At 71.9% G+C, this 19,533-nt stretch carries 14 protein-coding genes and 1 tRNA gene; 5 read left to right on the top strand and 10 right to left on the bottom strand.

Features of this window, described 5'->3' with window-relative positions; all coding sequences use genetic code 11:
• Positions 1–66: 66 nt before the first annotated feature.
• Positions 67–2,241 carry a 4-alpha-glucanotransferase gene (gene malQ / locus ACZOOI_RS19830; RefSeq protein ID WP_465277112.1) on the bottom strand — a complete coding sequence of 725 codons (2,175 nt, stop codon included), beginning with the start codon at positions 2,239–2,241 and terminating at the stop codon, positions 67–69.
• A 144-nt stretch (positions 2,242–2,385) separates the two neighbouring features.
• Entirely contained in the window at positions 2,386–2,928 is a 543-nt protein-coding gene (locus ACZOOI_RS19825; protein ID WP_465277111.1) for an HNH endonuclease, read from the bottom strand.
• A gap of 190 nt (positions 2,929–3,118) precedes the next feature.
• Between ACZOOI_RS19825 and ACZOOI_RS19820 the strand changes: the two genes are divergently transcribed.
• The 4 genes from ACZOOI_RS19820 to ACZOOI_RS19805 all read left to right on the top strand — a co-directional run bounded on the left by ACZOOI_RS19820 (position 3,119) and on the right by ACZOOI_RS19805 (position 8,514).
• A complete protein-coding gene (locus ACZOOI_RS19820; RefSeq protein ID WP_465277110.1) occupies positions 3,119–5,314 on the top strand; it encodes a prolyl oligopeptidase family serine peptidase in 2,196 nt (731 codons plus the stop codon).
• A 135-nt stretch (positions 5,315–5,449) separates the two neighbouring features.
• The gene (locus tag ACZOOI_RS19815) at positions 5,450–6,484 is read left to right on the top strand and encodes a mechanosensitive ion channel family protein (RefSeq protein ID WP_465277109.1); all 1,035 of its coding nucleotides are present in this window, start codon (positions 5,450–5,452) and stop codon (positions 6,482–6,484) included.
• Between the two features lie 73 nt (positions 6,485–6,557).
• On the top strand, positions 6,558–8,036 hold the full coding sequence (locus ACZOOI_RS19810; RefSeq protein ID WP_465277108.1) for an SDR family oxidoreductase: 1,479 nt from the start codon (positions 6,558–6,560) through the stop codon (positions 8,034–8,036).
• 91 nt (positions 8,037–8,127) lie between these two features.
• A complete protein-coding gene (locus ACZOOI_RS19805) occupies positions 8,128–8,514 on the top strand; it encodes a globin (protein WP_391583084.1) in 387 nt (128 codons plus the stop codon).
• A gap of 307 nt (positions 8,515–8,821) precedes the next feature.
• Here ACZOOI_RS19805 and ACZOOI_RS19800 read toward each other — a convergent pair whose 3' ends face one another.
• The 8 genes from ACZOOI_RS19800 to ACZOOI_RS19765 all read right to left on the bottom strand — a co-directional run bounded on the left by ACZOOI_RS19800 (position 8,822) and on the right by ACZOOI_RS19765 (position 19,068).
• Positions 8,822–9,469: a DUF8185 domain-containing protein gene (locus ACZOOI_RS19800; RefSeq protein WP_465277107.1), complete on the bottom strand. Its 648-nt coding sequence runs from the start codon at positions 9,467–9,469 to the stop codon at positions 8,822–8,824.
• Positions 9,466–9,906 carry an acyl-CoA thioesterase gene (locus tag ACZOOI_RS19795; RefSeq protein WP_391582940.1) on the bottom strand — a complete coding sequence of 147 codons (441 nt, stop codon included), beginning with the start codon at positions 9,904–9,906 and terminating at the stop codon, positions 9,466–9,468. The genes ACZOOI_RS19800 and ACZOOI_RS19795 overlap by 4 nt, the downstream gene beginning before the upstream one ends.
• Positions 9,907–10,038: 132 nt before the next feature.
• Entirely contained in the window at positions 10,039–11,703 is a 1,665-nt protein-coding gene (ettA, locus tag ACZOOI_RS19790; RefSeq protein WP_391582941.1) for an energy-dependent translational throttle protein EttA, read from the bottom strand.
• 379 nt (positions 11,704–12,082) lie between these two features.
• Entirely contained in the window at positions 12,083–13,519 is a 1,437-nt protein-coding gene (locus ACZOOI_RS19785; protein ID WP_465277106.1) for a thioester domain-containing protein, read from the bottom strand.
• A gap of 542 nt (positions 13,520–14,061) precedes the next feature.
• Positions 14,062–14,532: a single-stranded DNA-binding protein gene (locus tag ACZOOI_RS19780; RefSeq protein WP_465277105.1), complete on the bottom strand. Its 471-nt coding sequence runs from the start codon at positions 14,530–14,532 to the stop codon at positions 14,062–14,064.
• Between the two features lie 234 nt (positions 14,533–14,766).
• Positions 14,767–16,389: a GTPase gene (locus tag ACZOOI_RS19775; protein WP_465277104.1), complete on the bottom strand. Its 1,623-nt coding sequence runs from the start codon at positions 16,387–16,389 to the stop codon at positions 14,767–14,769.
• A gap of 190 nt (positions 16,390–16,579) precedes the next feature.
• Positions 16,580–17,959 (bottom strand): GTPase domain-containing protein, encoded by a 1,380-nt coding sequence (locus ACZOOI_RS19770; protein ID WP_465277103.1) that lies wholly within the window; start codon positions 17,957–17,959, stop codon positions 16,580–16,582.
• 56 nt (positions 17,960–18,015) lie between these two features.
• Positions 18,016–19,068, bottom strand: a complete 1,053-nt coding sequence (locus ACZOOI_RS19765) for a Gfo/Idh/MocA family oxidoreductase (protein WP_465277102.1) — start codon at positions 19,066–19,068, stop codon at positions 18,016–18,018.
• A gap of 161 nt (positions 19,069–19,229) precedes the next feature.
• Between ACZOOI_RS19765 and ACZOOI_RS19760 the strand changes: the two genes are divergently transcribed.
• Positions 19,230–19,302 (top strand) — tRNA-Arg (locus ACZOOI_RS19760).
• Positions 19,303–19,533: the final 231 nt, after the last annotated feature.

The raw sequence follows: 19,533 nt of genomic DNA, 5'->3' as shown, positions 1-19,533 counted from the left end.
CCGAAGCCGCCGACCGGGTCCACACCCGCTCGGCGGCTTCGGCGCGTCCCTCCGCCGACCTCGGCGCTACCGACCGCGGAAGGCCCTGGCCAGCGACACCGCACGCGGATTGACCGGCAGGTCCTCCAGGTAGACGTGCCGCCCCTCGGCGTCGGCGACCGGCAGCAGCCAGTTCGGATACTGGTTCCAGGTGCCGGGCAGGTTCTGCGGGCGACGATCGCCCACCCCGTCCGGCAGCCATACCCCGAGCATCCGGCACGGCGTCGCGGCGAGCAGCCGGTGCAGCGCCTCGACCGTCTCCCGCTCGCCCGCGCCGGGCCGCAGGTAGCCGCGCCGGCGCAGCAGTTCGAGCCACTGCTCGCGATCGGCGAGGTCCTCGGCCCGTTCGGTGTCCACGTCGCGCACCAGCAGGTTCAGCCGCTCCCACAGGTCGATGTGCTCACCCGCGAGCCGGGCCGCGGTGGGGGGCAGGTCGTGCGTGGTCACCGTGGCCAGCGAACCGGCCCGCCACTGCTCGGGCGGCAGCGGCCGGCCCTTGTCGTCGCGCTCGAACCACAACACCGACGTGCCCAAAATGCCGCGCTCGGCCAGGTAGACGCGCACCCACGGCTCCACCGTGCCCAGGTCCTCGCCGATCACCACCGCACCCGCCCGGTGCGCCTCCAGGGCCAGGATGCCGACCATCGCCTCGTGGTCGTAGCGCACGTACGCGCCTTCGGCGGGGCTGTTGCCCTTGGGCACCCACCAGAACCGGAACAGCCCGAGCACGTGGTCCACCCGCACCGCGCCGGCGTGCCGAAAGACCGCGCGCAGCAGCTCCCGGTACGGCGCGTAGCCCGTCTCGGCCAGCCGCAGCGGATGCCACGGCGGCTGGTTCCAGTCCTGTCCGATCTGGTTCATCGCGTCCGGCGGCGCGCCGCCCGTGGCGCCGAGCGCGAGCACCCGGCCGCCGCGCTCCGAGCCGAGCACCCACGCGTCCGCGCCGTCGGGGTGCACGCCGACCGCGAGGTCGTGCACGATGCCCACCGGCATGCCCGCGTGCGTCGCCGCGTCCTGCGCGGCCTGCAACTGGTCGGCCAGCACCCACTGGGTCCACCGGTGGAAGTCGAGCGCGCCTGCGAGCCGTTCGCGCTCGGCGGCGACCTCGGCCGAGTCCGGGTCGTGCAGTTGCGCGGGCCAGTTCCGCCAGGACGGGCCGTACTCCTCGACCAGCGCACACCACGTGGCGAAGTCGGTCAGCCACCGGCCCTCGTGCGCGACGAAGGCGCGGTAGTCCGCGTCCCGGCCCAGGCTGCGCGGCACCTTGTGGACCAGCGCGAGCGCCTGCCGTTTGGCCACCCGCACCGCGTCCCGATCCAGGTGCTCGGCGCCGTCGTGCCCGTCCCCCGCCGCGGCCCGAAGCTCCTCGGCGACCGCCCGCTCGACCGGGGTCAGGTAGGCGAACTCCGGGATGGCCTCGACCCGGACGTACATCGGGTCCGGAAAGCGCCGGCTGACCGGCAGATACGGCGACGCCTCCACCGGCGGCACCGGCGAGGCCGCATGCAGCGGGTTGACCAGCACGAAGCCGGCGCCCTGGGTACGCGCCGACCACACCGCCAGGTCGGCCAGGTCGGCCAGGTCGCCGATCCCCCACGAACGGCGTGAGGGCAGCGAATACAACTGCACCATGTACCCCCACGTGCGCTCCGCGGGCGTGGGCAGCACCGCCGGGGTGATCGCGACCGGGCACGACGCGCGGGTGCCCTCGCCGGTCGCGCCCGGCACCCCGCCCGAGCCCAGCGATTCCTCGGGTTCGGGCGAGCAGCGGGCGTGCAGGGTGTGCCAGCCCAGCGGCAGATCGGCGGGAATCCGGTGTGCGCCGACCGGGTCGCCGAGCGGCCCGAGGTCGGGTCCCGGGCCGAGGTCGCGGCGGATCCCGCCGTCCTCCAACTCGATCCACAACTCGACCCGATGGCCGGCCGGCACGTTGACGGTGAAGCCGGACGCCCGGCCCGAGCGCAGCACCAGCACCGGCGGCAACAGCCGGGTCCGGCGCAGTTCCTCGTGCGCGGCGAGCGCGGCCCGGGCGGCCTCGGGTGTCGACGCGTCCACGCCGAGTGCCCCGAGCACCGCCGTCACCGTCGCCGGGGCGGCATGCACGGGCTCGCCGCGCCACCCCCGATACTCCGTGGCCACTCCGAACGCGGAGGCGAGCCGGACCAATTCGGGAGACAACTGCGATACGCGTGGTTCCTCCATGCCCGCGAGCATCGCACCCGAACGGTCCCGGTGTCGGCGTGTCCGACCGACACGCGAGCAGGTGTGTCGGGTTCCGGACCGCTGCTCCGGAGAACCCGCCGAAACAAAAACGGCGACGGGCTCCCCGGAGGAATCCGCCGCCTTCTAGGCGCTCGCGACCTGCTCGAAATGGTCGAAGCCCGCCTCCTGCGCACCGTACGGCGCCAGGTATGGCTCCCAGCGTGGATCGCGGAACCCGGTGCCCAGGATCCGCCACGCCAGGCCGGTGGGTTGGGATGGGGTGCGCGGCATTCGCCAGCCCAGCTCGGCGATGTACCGGTCGCTCTTGACGTGATTGCAGCGACGACACGCCGAGACCACGTTGTCCCACGTGTGCTGCCCACCCCGGCTGCGCGGGACGACGTGGTCGACGCTGGTGGCGGCGCTTCCGCAGTAGACACAACGCCCTCCGTCGCGAGCGAACAGCGCACGACGGGTGAGCGGCACTTGGCCCCGAAAGGGGATACGGACGAAACGGGTCAGTCTGATCACACTGGGTACGGGAATCTCGGTGGTGGCGCTGTGCAGGATGGTGCCTGTTTCTTCCAGGCACATTGCCTTGTCGTTCAGCACGAGGATCAGTGCGCGGCGAACGGGCACCACGCACAGGGGCTCGTACGACGCGTTGAGGACCAGCGAATGCGGCACGTATGCCTCCCTGTGACGCCGACAGCGCGTGGCTCGCGCCGGGGACGATCGGCCTCCAGTGTCCATGCCGGGATACCCCCTGCGCTACCAGGAATCGACAAGGTCACAGAGCGTTCACCTGCACGAGTGGCCCCGCGTGGTCGACCGGTGACGGTGCGCACCGATGGGCTCGGGCGTCTAGGGTGCGCCCATGACGCGCTCTGTGCAGCCCGCGGAACACGCCCCCCACGAGACCCCGCGCGCCCCCGCCGCCGCCCGTGGCGACACGGTCGACGTGCTCTTCGGCCGCCCCGTGCCGGACCCCTATCGGGCCCTGGAGGACCCGGACGCGCCGGCCACCCGGGCCTGGTCCGCCGCGCAGGACGAGTGGTTCCACGCCCATGTGGACCATCTGGCCGGACGCGATCGGCTGCGCGCGCGACTGGCCGATCTGCTCGCCACCGGCCTGACCGGGCTGCCCTGCTGGCGCGGTGACCGGCACTTCCTGATTCGCCGCGACCCCGGTCGTGAGCACGCGGTGTTGTTCGTGGTCGAGCCGGACGGGGCCGAGCGCGCACTGGTGGATCCGGTCGCGATCGACCCGAGCGGCACCACCACGCTGGATCAGTGGATCCCCTCGGACGAGGGCGATCGGCTCGCCTACCTGCTTTCCACCGGTGGCGACGAGGAATCGCGCCTGTACGTGCTGGACGTGCGCACCGGCGAGCGCGTCGAGGGCCCGATCGAGCGGGTGCGCGACACCTCGATCGCCTGGTTGCCCGGCGGCGACGCGTTCTACCTGGTGCGCCGGCTGCCGCCGGAGGCGGTGCCCGCGGGCGAGGAACAACACCACCGCCGGGTGTATCTGCATCGGGTCGGCACCGACCCGGCGACGGACGTCGAGGTGTTCGGCGCGGGCAGCGAACCGGCCACCTACTTCGGCGTCGGAGTCAGCCGGGACGGCCACTGGCTCACCGTGTCCGCGTCCGCGGGCACCGCGCCGCGCAACGACCTGTGGCTGGCCGACCTGCGCGCGAGTGCGCCGGACCGGCCGCGGTTGCGCCCGGTGGCGGTGGGCCTGGATGCGCTCACCGGCGTGCGGGTGGGCCGGGACGGGCGGCTGTACGTGTTCACCGACCTGGACGCGCCACGCGGACGGCTGTGCGTGGCCGACCCGGCGGCGCCGGGGCCCGAGGGCTGGCGCGACCTGGTGCCCGAGGAGCCGGACGCGGTACTCACCGGCTACGCGATCCTGGACGGCCCGCACGCGCCGCGGCCGACGCTGCTGCTCACCCGGACCCGGCACGCGGTGGGCGAGCTGACCGCGTGCGACCTGGCCACCGGGGAGGTGCTGGCCCGGCCGGCGACGCCCGGCGGCTCGCCCGGTTCGATCGGCGGTCTGGCCGAGCACCCCGAGGGCGGGCACGAGGCGTGGTTCGGCTGGTCGGACTACACCGCGCCGTCGGCGGTGCTGCGCTACGACGCGCGCACCGGCGCGATCGAGACCTGGGCCGACGCACCCGGCACCGCACGGCTGCCGCGCGTGCACGTGCGCCAGGAGTCCTACCGCTCGGCGGACGGCACCACGGTCCGGATGTTCGTGATCGCGCCGACCGCCGAACCGGACCGGCCCAGGCCCGCCGTGTTGTACGGCTACGGCGGCTTCGGCATCGCGCTCGGCCCCGCCTACTCGGCGGGCGTGCTCGCGTGGGTGGAGGCCGGCGGCGTGTACGCGATCGCGAACCTGCGCGGCGGTTCGGAAGAGGGCGAGGAGTGGCATCGAGCGGGCATGCGCGGGCACAAGCAACGCGTGTTCGAGGATTTCCACGCCGCCGCGGAGCACCTGACCGCCCGGGGCTGGAGCACGCCCGAGCGGCTGGCCGCGTCCGGCGGCTCCAACGGCGGGCTGCTCGTGGGCGCCGCGCTGACCCAGCGGCCCGAGCTGTACGCGGCGGTGGCCTGCTCGATGCCGCTCCTGGACATGGTCCGCTACGAGCGGTTCGGGCTGGGCCGGTTGTGGTCCGACGAGTACGGCAGCGCCGAGGTGGCCGAGGAACTGGACTGGCTGCTGGGCTACTCGCCGTATCACCACGTGCGGGCGGGGGTGGCCTACCCGGCGGTGCTGTTCACCGTGTTCGACGGGGACAGCCGGGTGGACCCGCTGCACGCGCGCAAGATGTGCGCGGCCCTACAGGACGCGACTTCGAGCGGGCGCCCGGTGCTGCTGCGTGCCGAGGCCGAGGTCGGCCACGCGGCCCGCTCGGTGTCGCGCACCGTCGAACTCACCGTGGACACCCTGTCCTTCCTGGCCGACCGCACCGGGCTGGACCTGGCCACGCCGCACCTCGACGCGCTCGAAGGCGAGGACGGCGAGGACGGCGGCCACGACGAAGGTGGGGATCGGTGACATAGCGGTGATCAGCGACAGAAGGTACGAACCAGAGGTATCGCACGAGGCCCACCGCACTCGTGACTACTGTGGGGAACCGATCCCCCGCCGCAGGGGGAGGCTCCTCCGCTCGTCGTCCGAAAGGTCTCGTACGTGTCCGCGCCCGTCCCCGGAATCCTGCTGTCGTTCGACGTCGCCAAGGGCGACGGCAAGGTGTCGTCCTGGTTCGACCGACACGGCGAGGCCCTCGTGGTGACGCCGATCCGGATCCTCGTGATCATCCTGGTCGCGCTCATCCTGCGGGCGGTGACCCGGAAGCTGATCACGCAGTTGGTCGGCCGGATGGCCAACAGCGGCACGGACAGCAGCGGGCGGCCGGTGACCGGCTTCCTGCTGAACGCCGAACGGCGCCGTCAGCGCGCCGAGACGGTCGGTTCGGTGCTGCGCAGCACCGCCTCGTTCGTGATCCTGGGCATCGCCGGACTGATGGTGCTCGGCGAGTTCAAGGTCAATCTCGCCCCGCTGCTGGCCAGCGCGGGTATCGCCGGCATCGCGCTGGGCTTCGGCGCACGCAACCTGGTCACCGACTTCCTGTCCGGGATGTTCATGATCCTGGAGGACCAGTACGGCGTGGGCGACCTGGTCGACGCGGGTGCCGCGACCGGCACGGTGGTCGAGGTGGGCCTGCGGATCACCAAGCTGCGTGACGTGGACGGCACCGTCTGGTACATCCGCAACGGCGAGATCAAGCGGATCGGCAACAGGAGCCAGGGCTGGGGCACCGCCAAGGTGGACGTCCAGGTCGGCTACCACGAGGACCTGGACAAGGTGCGCGCGGTGATCGCCTCGACCGCCGAGGCGCTGGCCGAGATCGAGCCGTGGAACGAGCGCATGTGGGGTTCGGCGACCGTGGTCGGGATGGAATCGGTGACCCCGGACGCGGTGGTCCTCCAGGTGCAGATCAAGACCATGCCGGGTCAGGAGCTGCCGGTGGCGCGCGAGTTGCGCGGTCGACTCAAGCGGGCGTTCGACGACGCGGGCATCCGGATCAGCGAGCCGATCGCGAGCGCGACCGGGCCGGCCGGCGACGAGGGGCCCGCGCCGGCTCCGGCCGAGCCCGCACCGGTCCCGGTGAACCCGCCGCCGACCCCGCCGACACCGCAGGCCCCCGGGGCACCGGGCGTCTGAGTCGGGACCGAACGGGTCATCGCCGGGCGCGCCCGCACCGGATCCGTCCCGGGTGTCGCCGACACTGGGTCGGGTGGACTCTCCCCTGTGTCTGGTCACCGGTGCCACCGGCTACCTCGGCGGCCGGCTCGTACCCGAACTGCTCGCGGCCGGCTATCGCGTGCGCTGCATGGCCCGGACTCCGAACAAGCTGCGCGACCACCCGTGGGCGGACCGCGTCGAGATCGTCCGCGCCGACGCGCTCGACTCGGGCGAGGTCCGCCGCGCCCTCGACGGCGTGGACGTCGCCTACTACCTGATCCACGCACTCGGCAGCGGCCCGCGCTTCGCCGACACCGACCGCGAGACCGCACGCACCTTCGCCGCCGCGGCCGCGGACGCGGGCGTCGGCCGGCTGGTCTACCTGGGCGGTCTGGGCCCGGCCGCGGGCTCCACCGCGCGCGACTCCTCCCCACACCTGCGCTCGCGCGCCGAGGTCGGCGAGATCCTGCTCGCCAGTGCGGTGCCCACCGCCGTGCTGCGTGCCGCGGTGATCATCGGCTCGGGGTCGGCCTCCTTCGAGATGTTGCGCTACCTGACCGAGCGGCTGCCGGTGATGGTCACGCCCCGCTGGGTCACCTCGCGAATCCAGCCGATCGCGGTCCGGGACGTGCTGCACTACCTGGTGGGCTGCGTCGCGCTGCCCCCGGAGGTCGACCGCGCCTTCGACATCGGTGGACCCGACGTGCTCACCTACGAGCGGATGATGCAGCGCTACGCGGCGGTGGCGGGCCTGCGCCGGCGCCGAGTGCTGCCGGTACCGATGCTCACGCCGTCGTTGTCCAGCCACTGGGTGGGCCTGATCACCCCGGTGCCCGGCGGCCTGGCCCGACCGCTGGTGGAGTCGCTGCGCAGCGAGGTGGTCTGCCACGAGCACGACATCGCCCGCTGGATCCCGGACCCGCCGGAGGGCCTGACCGGCTTCGACCGCGCGCTCGAATTGGCCCTCAAGCGCATCCGGGAGACGGATGTGGCCACCCGCTGGTCCTCGGCCTCCCTGCCCGGCGCCCCCAGCGACCCGCTGCCCACCGACCCGGACTGGTCCGGCGGCTCGCTGTACGAGGACGTCCGCGAGGCGCAGCCGGCCGCGACCCCGGCGCAGGTGTGGCGGGTGATCGAGGGCATCGGCGGCGACAACGGCTGGCACTCGTGGCCGCTGGCCTGGTCGGTACGCGGCGCGCTGGACCGGATCATGGGCGGCGTCGGACTGCGCCGCGGCCGCCGGGACCCGCACCGCCTGCGGGTCGGCGACTCGCTCGACTTCTGGCGGGTCGAGGAGGTGGTGCCCGGCGAGCTGCTCCGGCTGCGCGCGGAAATGCGGCTGCCGGGCCTGGCCTGGCTGGAGTTCACCGTCTCGTCCGCGCACGGCAGGACGTACTACCGCCAACGGGCGCTGTTCCACCCGCGAGGGCTGCTCGGGCACGCGTACTGGTGGGCCGTGTTCCCCTTCCACGGCATCGTCTTCGGCGGCATGCGCCGGGGCATCACCCGAGCCGCGGAGCAATCGGGCTGAGCCGCTCGCTCGGCCGGCGGCCCGACTCGAACGATCGGGCCGAGCATCCCCGGGTCGACGGGCCATCTGGGAGGATGGGACGGTGACCCAGATGCGAGAGCCGGAACCGAGTCTCTACGAAGCCGTGGGCGGCGAGGAGACGTTCGTCAAGCTCGTGCACCGCTTCTACCAGGGCGTGCGCGAGGATCCTCTGCTGCGCCCGATGTATCCGGAGGAGGACCTCGCCGGGGCCGAGGACCGCCTGCGGATGTTCCTGGTGCAGTACTGGGGCGGGCCGCGCACCTACAGCGATCAGCGCGGACACCCTCGGCTGCGGATGCGGCACGCGCCGTTCGCGGTGACCGAGGAGGCCCGGGACGCCTGGCTGCGGCACATGCGCGCGGCGGTCGACGACATCGCGTTGCCCGCCGAGCAGGAGAACACCCTGTGGGACTACCTGGTCTACGCGGCGCAGTCGATGGTGAACCGACTCGACTGACGCGGCGGCGGCCACATCCGCGATCCGCCGGAGGCGGGAGCGAACTCGGCGTCACCGCGGCCGACTTGGGTCGGCGGGCTGCCGGCCGGCGTGCTCGGGTTCACCCGTGAGCCGCGGTGCGCATGCGTCGTGGACCCGACCGACGGCCCGGTGCCGATCCCGGTGCCCTCGGGCAGGCTGCTGCCGGCCTCGGGTCCGCTGGATCGGGTGGACCGGGTGGATCGGGTGGATCGGTCGAATACAGTCGCCGGCGATCGACTCGTCGTGCCGTCGGATACGACCGTGTGGTGGTCGAGCGGGGATCGGCTCAGCGGGTGAAGAGCAGGCCGGGGGCATCGGGGCGACGGACCGAGACCGAGCCGTAGCGGGCTTCGAGGCGCAGCCAGGCCCCGGCGGTCAGCACCTCGGCTCGGCCCTCGGGATCCGGCGGGCCGAGGAAGCCGAAGGATTGGGCGGCGTGTGCGGCCCGCAGCGGGAGTCGGCCCGGCAGCGGTCGGGTCCAGATCTCGGCGGCGATCCGGTCGAACTCCGCGCGCGGCATGCCGGGTTCGGTCCGGGAGCGGAACTCGGCGACGCCGGCGGCCACTTCCCGGCCGAGGTCGAGCACGCCCAGCTCGGCGACCCGTTCCCAGCCGGTGCGCGGCGGCAACATGCCGGCCCAGCCCGGACCGGTCACCGACGCCGGCAGGGTCACGCTCGCGTCGTCCGCGATCGCGTCCAGGAGCTGCCCGGCGGACACGGTCACGTCCGCGGTCGCGGGCACGGCCAACCCACTGGCCCGCAGCGTGATCACCCCCGACGCGGCCTCCCCGAACGGCGGGTGGCCGAACGTACCGAGCACCGACCCCTCGGCGCGCATCCGCACCACCGCGCGACGGTCGTAGCGCAGCAGTCGGGTCAGGTAGCCGCCCAGGTCCGCGGCGGCGGCCGCATCGGCGAGTCGCAGCACGGTCATGGCCGGACCGGCCGCCCCGCCGGCTCGTCCTGCGGCTCGACGAAGCGCTCCAGGTAGGCCCGCTCGTCCTCGTTCAGCCGCCGGGGACGCTGCTCGTCGAGCGAATACGGCACCAGCACGGACAGCGCCGTCGCGTACACCTGCTCGTCGTCCTTGATCTCGTAGGCCAGCGTGAATCGGGCGGCACCGATCCGGGTCACCCAGGTCTCCACCCGCACCGGCTCGGCGCGCCAGACCAGCGGTCGCTTGTAGTCGATCTCGTGCCGGGCGATCACCACGCCCTCGGAGAGCGTCTTGGCCCCCTCGCGCTGCCCGAGGGTGAACATCATGTCCACGCGCGCCTCCTCCAGGTAACGGAGGTACTGCACATTGTTGATGTGCCGGTAGGCGTCCATGTCGGACCACCGAAGCGTCGCCTGGTAGATGTGCCTGGCCACGTGCCCAGTCCTCTTCTCTGTTCCCCGTCGGTCTTCCCCGTCGATGCGACCGCGTGCCGCCGGGTGATGCCGGTGGCCTGCCGTATGCGGGCATACGACAGGCCACCGGTCACGCCGTGCCGACCGGGTCGGTCAGTTGCGCTTGAGCTTCTTGTACGTCGCCCGGTGCGGCCGGGCCGCGTCCGCGCCCAGGCGCTCGACCTTGTTCTTCTCGTACGACTCGAAGTTGCCCTCGAACCAGAACCACTTCGACTCGCCCTCGTAGGCGAGGATGTGCGTGGTCACCCGGTCCAGGAACCAGCGGTCGTGCGAGACGACCACGGCGCAGCCCGGGAACTCCAGGAGCGCGTTCTCCAGGCTGGACAGGGTCTCGACGTCGAGGTCGTTGGTCGGTTCGTCGAGCAGCAGCAGGTTGCCGCCCTGCTTGAGCGTCAACGCCAGGTTGAGCCGGTTGCGCTCACCGCCGGACAGCACGCCGGTCGGCTTCTGCTGGTCCGGGCCCTTGAACCCGAACGCGCTGACGTAGGCCCGCGACGGCACCTCGACGTTGCCGACCTTGATGTAGTCCAGGCCGTCGGAGACGACCTCCCACAGGTTCTTCTTCGGGTCCAGGCCGCCACGCGACTGGTCGACGTAGGAGACCTTGACCGTCTCGCCGACCTTGATGTTGCCCGCGTCCGGCGTCTCGGCGTCGATCAGCATCTTGAACAGCGTGGTCTTGCCCGCGCCGTTGGGACCGATGATGCCGACGATGCCGTTGCGCGGCAGCGTGAAGGACAGGTCGTCGATCAGCAGCTTCTCGTCGAAGCCCTTGGTGAGGTGGTCCACCTCGACCACGACGTTGCCCAGGCGCGGACCCGGCGGGATCTGGATCTCCTCGAAGTCCAGCTTCCGCATCTTGTCCGCCTCGGCGGCCATCTCCTCGTAGCGGGCCAGTCGCGCCTTGCTCTTGACCTGGCGGCCCTTCGCGTTGGAGCGGACCCATTCGAGCTCGTCCTTGAGGCGCTTCTGCCGCTTGGCGTCCTTCTGCCCTTCGACCTTCAGGCGGGTGGCCTTGGTGTCCAGGTAGGTGGAGTAGTTGCCCTCGTAGGGGTGCAGCCGACCGCGGTCGACCTCACAGATCCACTGGGCGACGTTGTTCAGGAAGTACCGGTCGTGAGTGACCGCGACGACGGTGCCGGCGTACTTCTCCAGGTGCTGCTCCAGCCACTGCACGCTCTCCGCGTCGAGGTGGTTGGTCGGCTCGTCCAGGAGGAGCAGGTCGGGCGCCTCCAGGAGCAGCTTGCACAGCGCCACGCGACGCTTCTCGCCACCGGAGAGGTTCACGATGGGCCAGTCGCCGGGCGGGCAGCCCAGCGCGTCCATGGCCTGTTCGAGCTGTGAGTCGAGCTCCCAGGCGTTGGCGTGGTCGAGCTGGTCCTGCAGCTCGCCCATCTCGGCCATCAGCTCGTCGGTGTAGTTGGTCGCCATCTCCTCGGCGATGGCGTTGAACCGGTCCAGCTTGCCCTTGATCTCCTTGACGCCGTCCTCGACGTTCTCCAGGACGGTCTTGGACTCGTCCAGCGGAGGTTCCTGGAGCAGGATGCCGACGGTGTAGCCGGGGGACAGAAAAGCGTCGCCGTTGGACGGCTGCTCCAGCCCGGCCATGATCTTCAGAACGGTCGACTTACCCGCGCCGTTCGGGCCGACGACGCCGATCTTGGCTCCCGGCAGGAAGCTGAGCGTCACGTCGTCGAGGATCACCTTGTCGCCGTGCGCTTTACGCGCCTTGCGCATGGTGTAGATGTACTCAGCCATGCGTCCAAGCCTATGGTCTGCCGAGCAGTGCCCGTGCATGGGTGCCCGGAGGGCGCGGGATTGGCCTGCTTGCAAGGTGCCCTGTGGGGGCCGGCGGATTGGCCTGCTTGCAAGGTGGCCGGCCGGCGCGTGATGACCTGTGTCGGCTCGACGGCCTGCGGCCCGCTTGTCCTCAAACGCCGGACGGGCTGGAGATGGCCGAGTTTTGGGCCTGGAGTGGCGCGATTCGGGCCTGGAGTGGGTGGTGCGGGCCTGGGGTGGCGCTATTCGGGCCCACGGGTGTGGTGCGGGCTTTGGGGTGGGGGTGACGTCGGGCCCCGGCGCACGTGGGGTGCGCCGGGGCCCGGCTGTCAGCGTGGTTCGAGCGGTGGTGCCTCTATCAGGCAGCGGCGCCGTTCGAGCCGTTGTTGCGGCGGCGCATGTAGAACACCAGACCGCCACCCGCGAGGAGGAGCGCACCGGCGCCGCCCAGGATCGCGGGGGTGTTGCTGCCGTCGCTACCGGTCGCGGCCAGGTCCGGACCCTTCGGGTTCACCGGAGCCGGCGTCCCACCGGTGCTGCCACCCGAGGTACCACCCGTCACACCTTCGGTGGCACCGGCGGTCTTGCAGTCGAGCGTGCCGGTGAACTCCTTGGCGGTCTTGCCGTCGGGGCCCAGGATGGTGATCTTGTACGCCTGGTCCTCGGCGACCTTGACGACCTGGTCGACCGACTTGCCGGGCTGGACGGTGGTTTCCTTGCCGTCGAGCTTGAACTTGTACGACTCGTCGCCGCTGTTCTTGACGGTGACCTTCACGCCGCCGTCGACGCAGTCCTTGGTGGCGTTGATCTCCGGGAGCGGGCCCTTGCCGGGGTTGCCCCACTTGGCGATCGCCTTGTCGGAGGTCTGCACCTTCTGCTTGTCCGCGACGATCAGCAGCTGGCTGGTCGACCCGTCCTTGTTGACGCCCTGGAAGACCCGACCCGCCTGCACGGTCGACTCGCCGGAGACCTCGAGGGACTGGCTGCCCGCCTTGGTGGCCTTGGAGGCGTCCACGTAGAGCTTGTCGCCGTTGCCGACCTTGGCGACCGGCTTGCCGTCGGCGTCCACCAGGGTGGCCTTGGCGTCGGTGTCGCCGGCGAGCAGCTTGGCGTTGATCGACTTGCCCTCGGCGTTGGTCTTGACCTCGAACGGGCCGATGCCGGGCTTGTCGTTGATCTTGCCGGCCTTCTCGCCCGGGGTCACCGAGAGCGAGACGGGGGGCTCGGTGACGTCGCCCTTGTTGGCGTCGCCGACCAGGTACTTGTAGAGCTTGACGACATCGCCGTCGTTCTTGTCTTTGCCGTCCTTGTCTTTGCCGTCGTCCAGGTTCTGGCCGTCGGTGAAGTGCCAGATGGCGGCCTGCGTGGCGGCGGCGGCCTCGCCCTCGGTCAGCTCCGCCGTGCCGACCGCCTTGCGCACGCCCGCCAGGTCCACGGTCGGGAAGGAGTTCAGCAGAACCCACTTGACCTTGGCCTTGTCGGCCTTCGTGCCGAAGGAGGTCTCCTTCCAGCCCGACTCGTCGTACTTCGCCTCGTCGTGCACCAGGGTGTGGAAGTCGATGCAGTAGGTGCGCAGGATCTTGCCGTCGACCTCGAGCTTCAGGATCGAGGCGCGCTGCGAATCCGCCTTGCCCTTCAGGTAGATGTTGGCACCGACATCGCCGCCCTTGTAGACGCCCTTGGCGCCTTCCGCACTGGCCGCACCCGCGAAACCGATCACGCCGGCCGCCGCCAAGCCGCCGGCAATGACCATGGCCGACAAGCGGGTGGCCGTCCGTCCCGGTGTACGGAACATGTGGTGGTCCCCTCGAAAAATGTAAGCCGACTCGCGCGGCGCATGGTTCCCCCGAGCGGGGCGCGAGTAAAGAACCGTTGAATGGTATGAGCAGCCGGGCCACCTCTCGCGACCCGGGGTAGTCATTTGTTTCACGTTCTTTACCTCGGGAGAAGATCCACGTCGAGGATGTCTTTTCGGATATCGCGAAGTCGACATGTCTTCGACGGATATAGCCGCCTATGGGGCGCGGCAAGCCGCATAAGCGCCGATCATGGCGATCTCATTCACTATTGATTTGTCAAGGTGCAAATCTGCGCGAATCGGTCCTACGGTGATCAATGCCTTGACTCGGGCGCTATTCACCTCCAAGATCCGACTCTTTACGACCCTCCATCCCGACGGTTGAGCGACATGCGGCTATTGGCCCGATTGGGACGCATCGTACCGCCGTCGGCGTCGTCACAATTCTGTTTCAGATTCGTCCCAGAAATCGACTTGAATTATCGCCGGTATCGCCAATGAATGGCTTTCGCGAACACGCGATCGGCCGTTCGCGCAATTCATGCGGCCTCCTCTTCGCCGACGGATCCGATGTCGGCCCCGATCGCGAGGGCGCCCTGTTCGGCCATCGGCCCGGCCACCCCGTCGCCCGCCACGACGGACAGGCGCGCCGGCCGACCCACCCGGCGGAACTCCGCGACCCCCCGGGCCAGGTCGTGTCCCACCGAGGAGGCGTCGATCTCGGTGACGGTCCACCACCTCCCCTCCCGCTCCCACTCGCGCACCCGCAGCCGTCCGGTCACCACCAGCGGGTCGCCCTTGTCGATCGAACTCGTCACGTTTTCCGCCAGCCCGCGAAAGCACACGATCGTGTAGAAGGACGCGTCCCCCGAGACCCACGTGCCCGTCTCACGGTCGAAGCGCCTGGGCGACACGGCCATCCGAAAGCGCGCCAAGGGCACGCCGGCCTGGGTCATCTGGACCCGGACATCGCTCGCGGCGTTGCCGACCACCGTCACGTACGTGTCCACGCTTGCCTCCGTGTGTCTCCGGCGTGCCCCGCAACATCGCCGTCCGCCCTCGACGATCCGGCATCCGGCGGTCGCCCGGCGAAGGCATCGGCGGGCTGTGCACAACTCGGTCCCTGTGCATCACGCGAGGTCGCCCACGTGAGGGACGCCCCGGCCGTCCGTCACTCACGTGGGTGACCTTCCCGCCGCCCCCCTCACCCACGTAGGCGACCCCCGGCCGCGCCCCGCACTCCCTCACCCCCGCCGCATCGGCTCCCGAGCCGCCACGAAATACGCGTGCGCCTCCCGATACCGCGCCAACTCCGCCTCCGCCGGCCCCACCACCAACCGATCCGCCGCCTCCGCCACCCGCGCCCGCAGCACCGCCGCCACCTCCGCCGTCCGCCGCTCCACGGCCGATCCCGTCACCCGCCGCCCGAACCACACCCCCGCCATCCCCACGACCAGCCCCGCCACCACCACCCACCACGGCCCCGGCACCCCGAACCAACGCACCACCGGCACCCCCGTCCAGGCCAGTCCGACCCCCACCAACCCGGCCGGCACCGCAACCACCCCGACCCACTGCGCACCCACCGCCGCCCGCGCCGCGACCGTCGGCGCCGCGGCCTCCGGCACCGCACCCGCGGGCATCGCGTCCAACTCGTCCGGCAATCCCCGCAGTCCCTCGGCCAGCACCCGATGCACCCCGCCGGCCCAGTGCGCCGGCAAGCCCCGCGTCAGCCTCGTCCCCGCCTGCCGGATCGCCTGCTCGGCGCGATGCGCCTGCACCGGCTCGGGCCGCACCCCAGGCCGCCGTACCCGACGCCCCGACAGCGGCCCCCGCGGAGTCCGCAGCCCCGCGCCCGCGGCCGCCGCGACGACCCCCACCCCCGCCGCGTCGCACAGACCGTCCACCAGTACACCGCGGTCCTCGGCGGTGAACGCGTCCCCGCCCGGCACCACCCCGGCGAAATAGGGATCCAGGCGTTCGGTCAGCGCATCCAGGTCCGCGGCCAGCCTGATCACCGACGCCTCGCCGGACCCGGCCGCGGCCACCACCACCCGGCGCAGTTCGGCGATCCCCAGCCCGGTCTCCGGCGACGTCGCCAACACCCGTACACCGGCGAGCCCTTCCGCCGCCAGCAGCGCCCGCACATCGGTCAGGCACGCCGCGAGGTCCCCGGCCGGCAACCGGTCCGCGTGGTTGAGCACGACCGTCATGCTGTGGCCGTGGTGCCGCAACGGCCGCAGATAGCGGTCGTGCACGATCGCGTCCGCGTACTTCTGCGGATCGAGCACCCACACGATGTGGTCGGCGACCGCCACCACCGCGTCCACCTCCGCCCGGTGCGCGAGGTCGAGCGAGTCGTGGTCGGGCAGATCGAGCAGGACCAGACCGGAGGGCATCCCGCCGCCTCGGCGCGCGTCCAGCGATCCGTGCCGGGCCACCCGGCGCACCGGTTCGATGCCGAGCAGGTCCAGCAACGGCGCCGCGCCCTCGGGGTCCCACGCGCACGCCAGGGTGGTTCGGGTGGTCGGCCGCCGCGCGCCGGTATCCGCCAGCCGCAGCCCGGTGAGCACATTGAACAACGACGACTTGCCGCCGCCGGTGGCACCCGCGAGCGCGACCACGGTGTGCCAGGTGGCGGTACCCAGCCGGGTCTCGGCGTGGCCGAGCAGGTCGTGGATCAAGGCGAGATCGGCGTCGGGCAGCCGATCCCGGGCCAGCGTCGCGGTGCGATCGAGCGCGGCCAACCGAGCCATCAGCCGCCCGTACTCCTCGGTCCCACTCGCATGCCGGGCCCGTCGCACGGCGAACCGATCGACATACTGCCCACCGGCGGTCATCCGCGCGTCCACAACACGTCGCACCACACGCCACACACCCGGGAACGCGCGCCGGCGAACCCACCGCACCCCACATCACCCCGGGCCCGACACGACACAGCCATCTCGCCCCGGCCCCCGGGCCCCACGCGCACCCGTCCACCGCCCGCGCCGCGACCCCTCCCCCGCCCGTCGGGCAAGGCGCGCTCCGCGCCGCCCGCGCCCGTGGCCCGCGCGCTCACGCGCTCCTCCGCACCGTGTCGAGCGCCTCGATCAACCCCGTCCCGTCCTGCGCGGGCAGCGGGGTCATCGCCGCCACCCGGCGTGCCCGCTCGCCATCCAGTGCCGTCGCGACGACGCCGCGCAGTCGCCGGTGGACGTCCAGGATCAGTCGCGCGGCCGGCTCGGATCCGATCCGGGTGCCGAGCCGGCCGGCCGCCTCCCGACCGATGCCGGGCCCCGACACGGGGCCGCCGACCGCCGCGATCAACGCGAGCGGCTCGGCATCGCCCGGCCAGCCGAGCGGTTCCGGCGCCGACCGGCGCACCGCGCCCGGCGGCAGGCATCCCGCCGAGCGCTCGGCGCCCCGCGCGAACGCGTCCGCCACCAACGCGTCCAGGCTCTCCCGGACCGCCCGCGCGGCTGCCGCGACGTCACCGTCGGACCAACGCCCCGCCGCCGCGCCGCACAACAACGACCCGTCGTCGAGCGCCCGGAGCGCCCACTGCGAGGTCGCCGCGTAGGCCGTGTCCACACAGGCCCGCGCCCGATCGACCGCCTCGTACTGTCGTCCCGCCGCCTGCGCGAGCGGCGGCACCCGCCGATCCAGGCTGTGCAGCAGCCCGCCGAAGGTGCGCCGGACCACCGCGGCCCGCGCGTCGGGATCCGCGCCGCGCTCCGCGAGCCAGGTGCGAATCGGCACCACGTTGCGCTCGGGCAGCCCGTCCCCCGGCTCGGTCTCCACGATCGGATACAGCGGCACGTCGCCCAGCCCCGCCTGCCGCAACAGCCGCACGAGGTCGGCCCGGACCCCGTCGAGCACCTCCGCCGGCACCCGGTTCAGCACGATCGCCAGACGCGTGTTGCGCTCGCGTGCGAGCCGGAGCAGATGCCACGGCGCGGCGTCCGCGTAGCGCGACGCGGTGGTGACGAAGATCCACAGGTCGGCGGCGCCGAGCAGACGGACCGCCACCCGCCGGTTGTCGGCGGAGACCGAGTCGATGTCCGGTACGTCGAGCAGCGCCATCCCGGGCGGCACCCGCTCGTCCAACCGCAGCCCGATCCCGGCTTCCGCGGCGAACCAGTGCCGATCCCCCGAGCGGCACACCAGCACCGGCACCCGCGTGGTCGGCCGCAGCGGCCCGGCCGGCGTGACCTCGCGCCCGACCAACGCGTTCACCAGGGTGGACCGGCCCGCACCGGTGGACCCGCCGACCACCGCCAGCAGCGGCGCACGCGGCACCGCGAGGCGGGGCAGCAGGTAGTCGTCGAGCTGTTCGATCAACTCGCGGCGGGCCAGCCGCGCCTGCACGGCGCCGGGCAGGTCGAGCGGGAAGCACGTCGCCGCGACCCTGTCCCGTAGGTCGGCGAGGGCTGCGGACAAGGTGTCGCTTCCCATGATCACCACGGGCGACCACTGCCCGAATTGTCCGCATTCCCAACGCACCGCCGCCGTTACAGCGTGACGGTCACTCCGTCGGCGGAGGATCGCTGCGCCGCCTCGATCGTCTCCAGTACGGCCAGCGCCTCGTCGAACGACACCGGCGGCTCACCCTCGTCGCGCACCGCACGCGCGAACGCGGCGTAGTAGTCCTGGTAGGCGCCCGGCTCGGTCTCCACCGGCACGGTGTCGCCGGGCGTACCGAGCACTCCCCACGCCGCCGGCGGCTCGGTCCCCCACCCGGGCGTACCGACGTCGGCCCCGGCGCGCAGCAGTTCCTCCTGCGGGTCCATCCCGAACTTCACGTACGACGCCTTCGACCCGAGCACCCGAACACGCGGTCCGAGGTCGGCCGCCGTCGCGCTCATCCACAGGTGCGACCGCACGCCACCCGCGTGGGTGAGTGCCACGAAGCTGTCGTCGTCCACGAGCGCCCCCGGCCGCCGGGTGCCCAACTCCGCGTACACGTGCGTGGGTCGCCCGAACAGCGCGACCGCCTGATCGATCAGGTGCGTCCCCAGGTCGTACAGGATCCCGCCCAGCGCCGCCGGATCGGCCTGCTCCTTCCACACGGAGGTCCGCACCTGTGGACGCCACCGCTCGAACCGCGACTCGAACCGGTACACCTCGCCGAGTCGCCCCTCCTCGACCAGACGCCGCACGGTCCGGAAGTCACCGTCGAACCGACGGTTCTGGTAGACCCCCAGCCTGCGATGGTGGCGGGTCGCCGTCGAAACGAGCTCCCGACCCTCGGCAACGGTCCCGGCGAACGGCTTGTCCACCACCACATGCAGCCCGGCTTCCAACGCACGGGTCGCCAGCGGGACATGGAAGCGGTTCGGCACGGTGATCACCACGAGGTCGAAGTCACCCGCGCGAGCGAACATCTCGTCGGTCGTCCCGATCACCTCGGCCTGCGGATGCCGCTTGCGCACCTGCGCCCCGCGCTCGGGATTCCCGGTCACCACGGCAACCAGTTCCAGCCCGTCCACGGCCTCGATGACCGGCGCGTGGAAGGCCGAGCCCCCCACGCCATAGCCGACAAGTACAGTCCTTGTGGGACCCACTGCGCCTCCCTCTGCCCGTTTCGGCCCTTCTCTGATCACATTCTGGCCGCCAACTGCGTCTGATCAGGTAACGGTGACCACGGGAACGCCGGTGAGGCATGCACACGGCCCTATTCTGTTGTGCCGCGACCGGATCCGGTGCAAGATCCTGATTCGCCCACGCCCTCGTAGCTCAGTGGACAGAGCAGGTGCCTTCTAAGCACTTGGTCGCAGGTTCGAGTCCTGCCGGGGGCACCGCCACGCCGCCGTCCGCCGCCCGCACCCCCGGGCGGCGTCCGCGCAGGTCAGCGCAGGTGTGCACGTGCAGGCCCGGCGGCCGTACCGGTGGGCCGTCGGGTGCTCGCGGGACGGTCGGCACCCGACCGTGACCGGGCTTGCGCAGGCGGTGACGGCGCGCCGCCTTGTCGTCGCCCGGATCCGCGATGTGCCCCCTTCGTGTCGTTTGCGCAATGGGATGTGCCGGCC

It is taken from the genome of Embleya sp. L77, assembly GCF_055557415.1.
The sequence above is the reverse complement of the archived record's forward strand: the minus strand, read 5'-3'. Positions and strand labels throughout refer to the sequence as shown.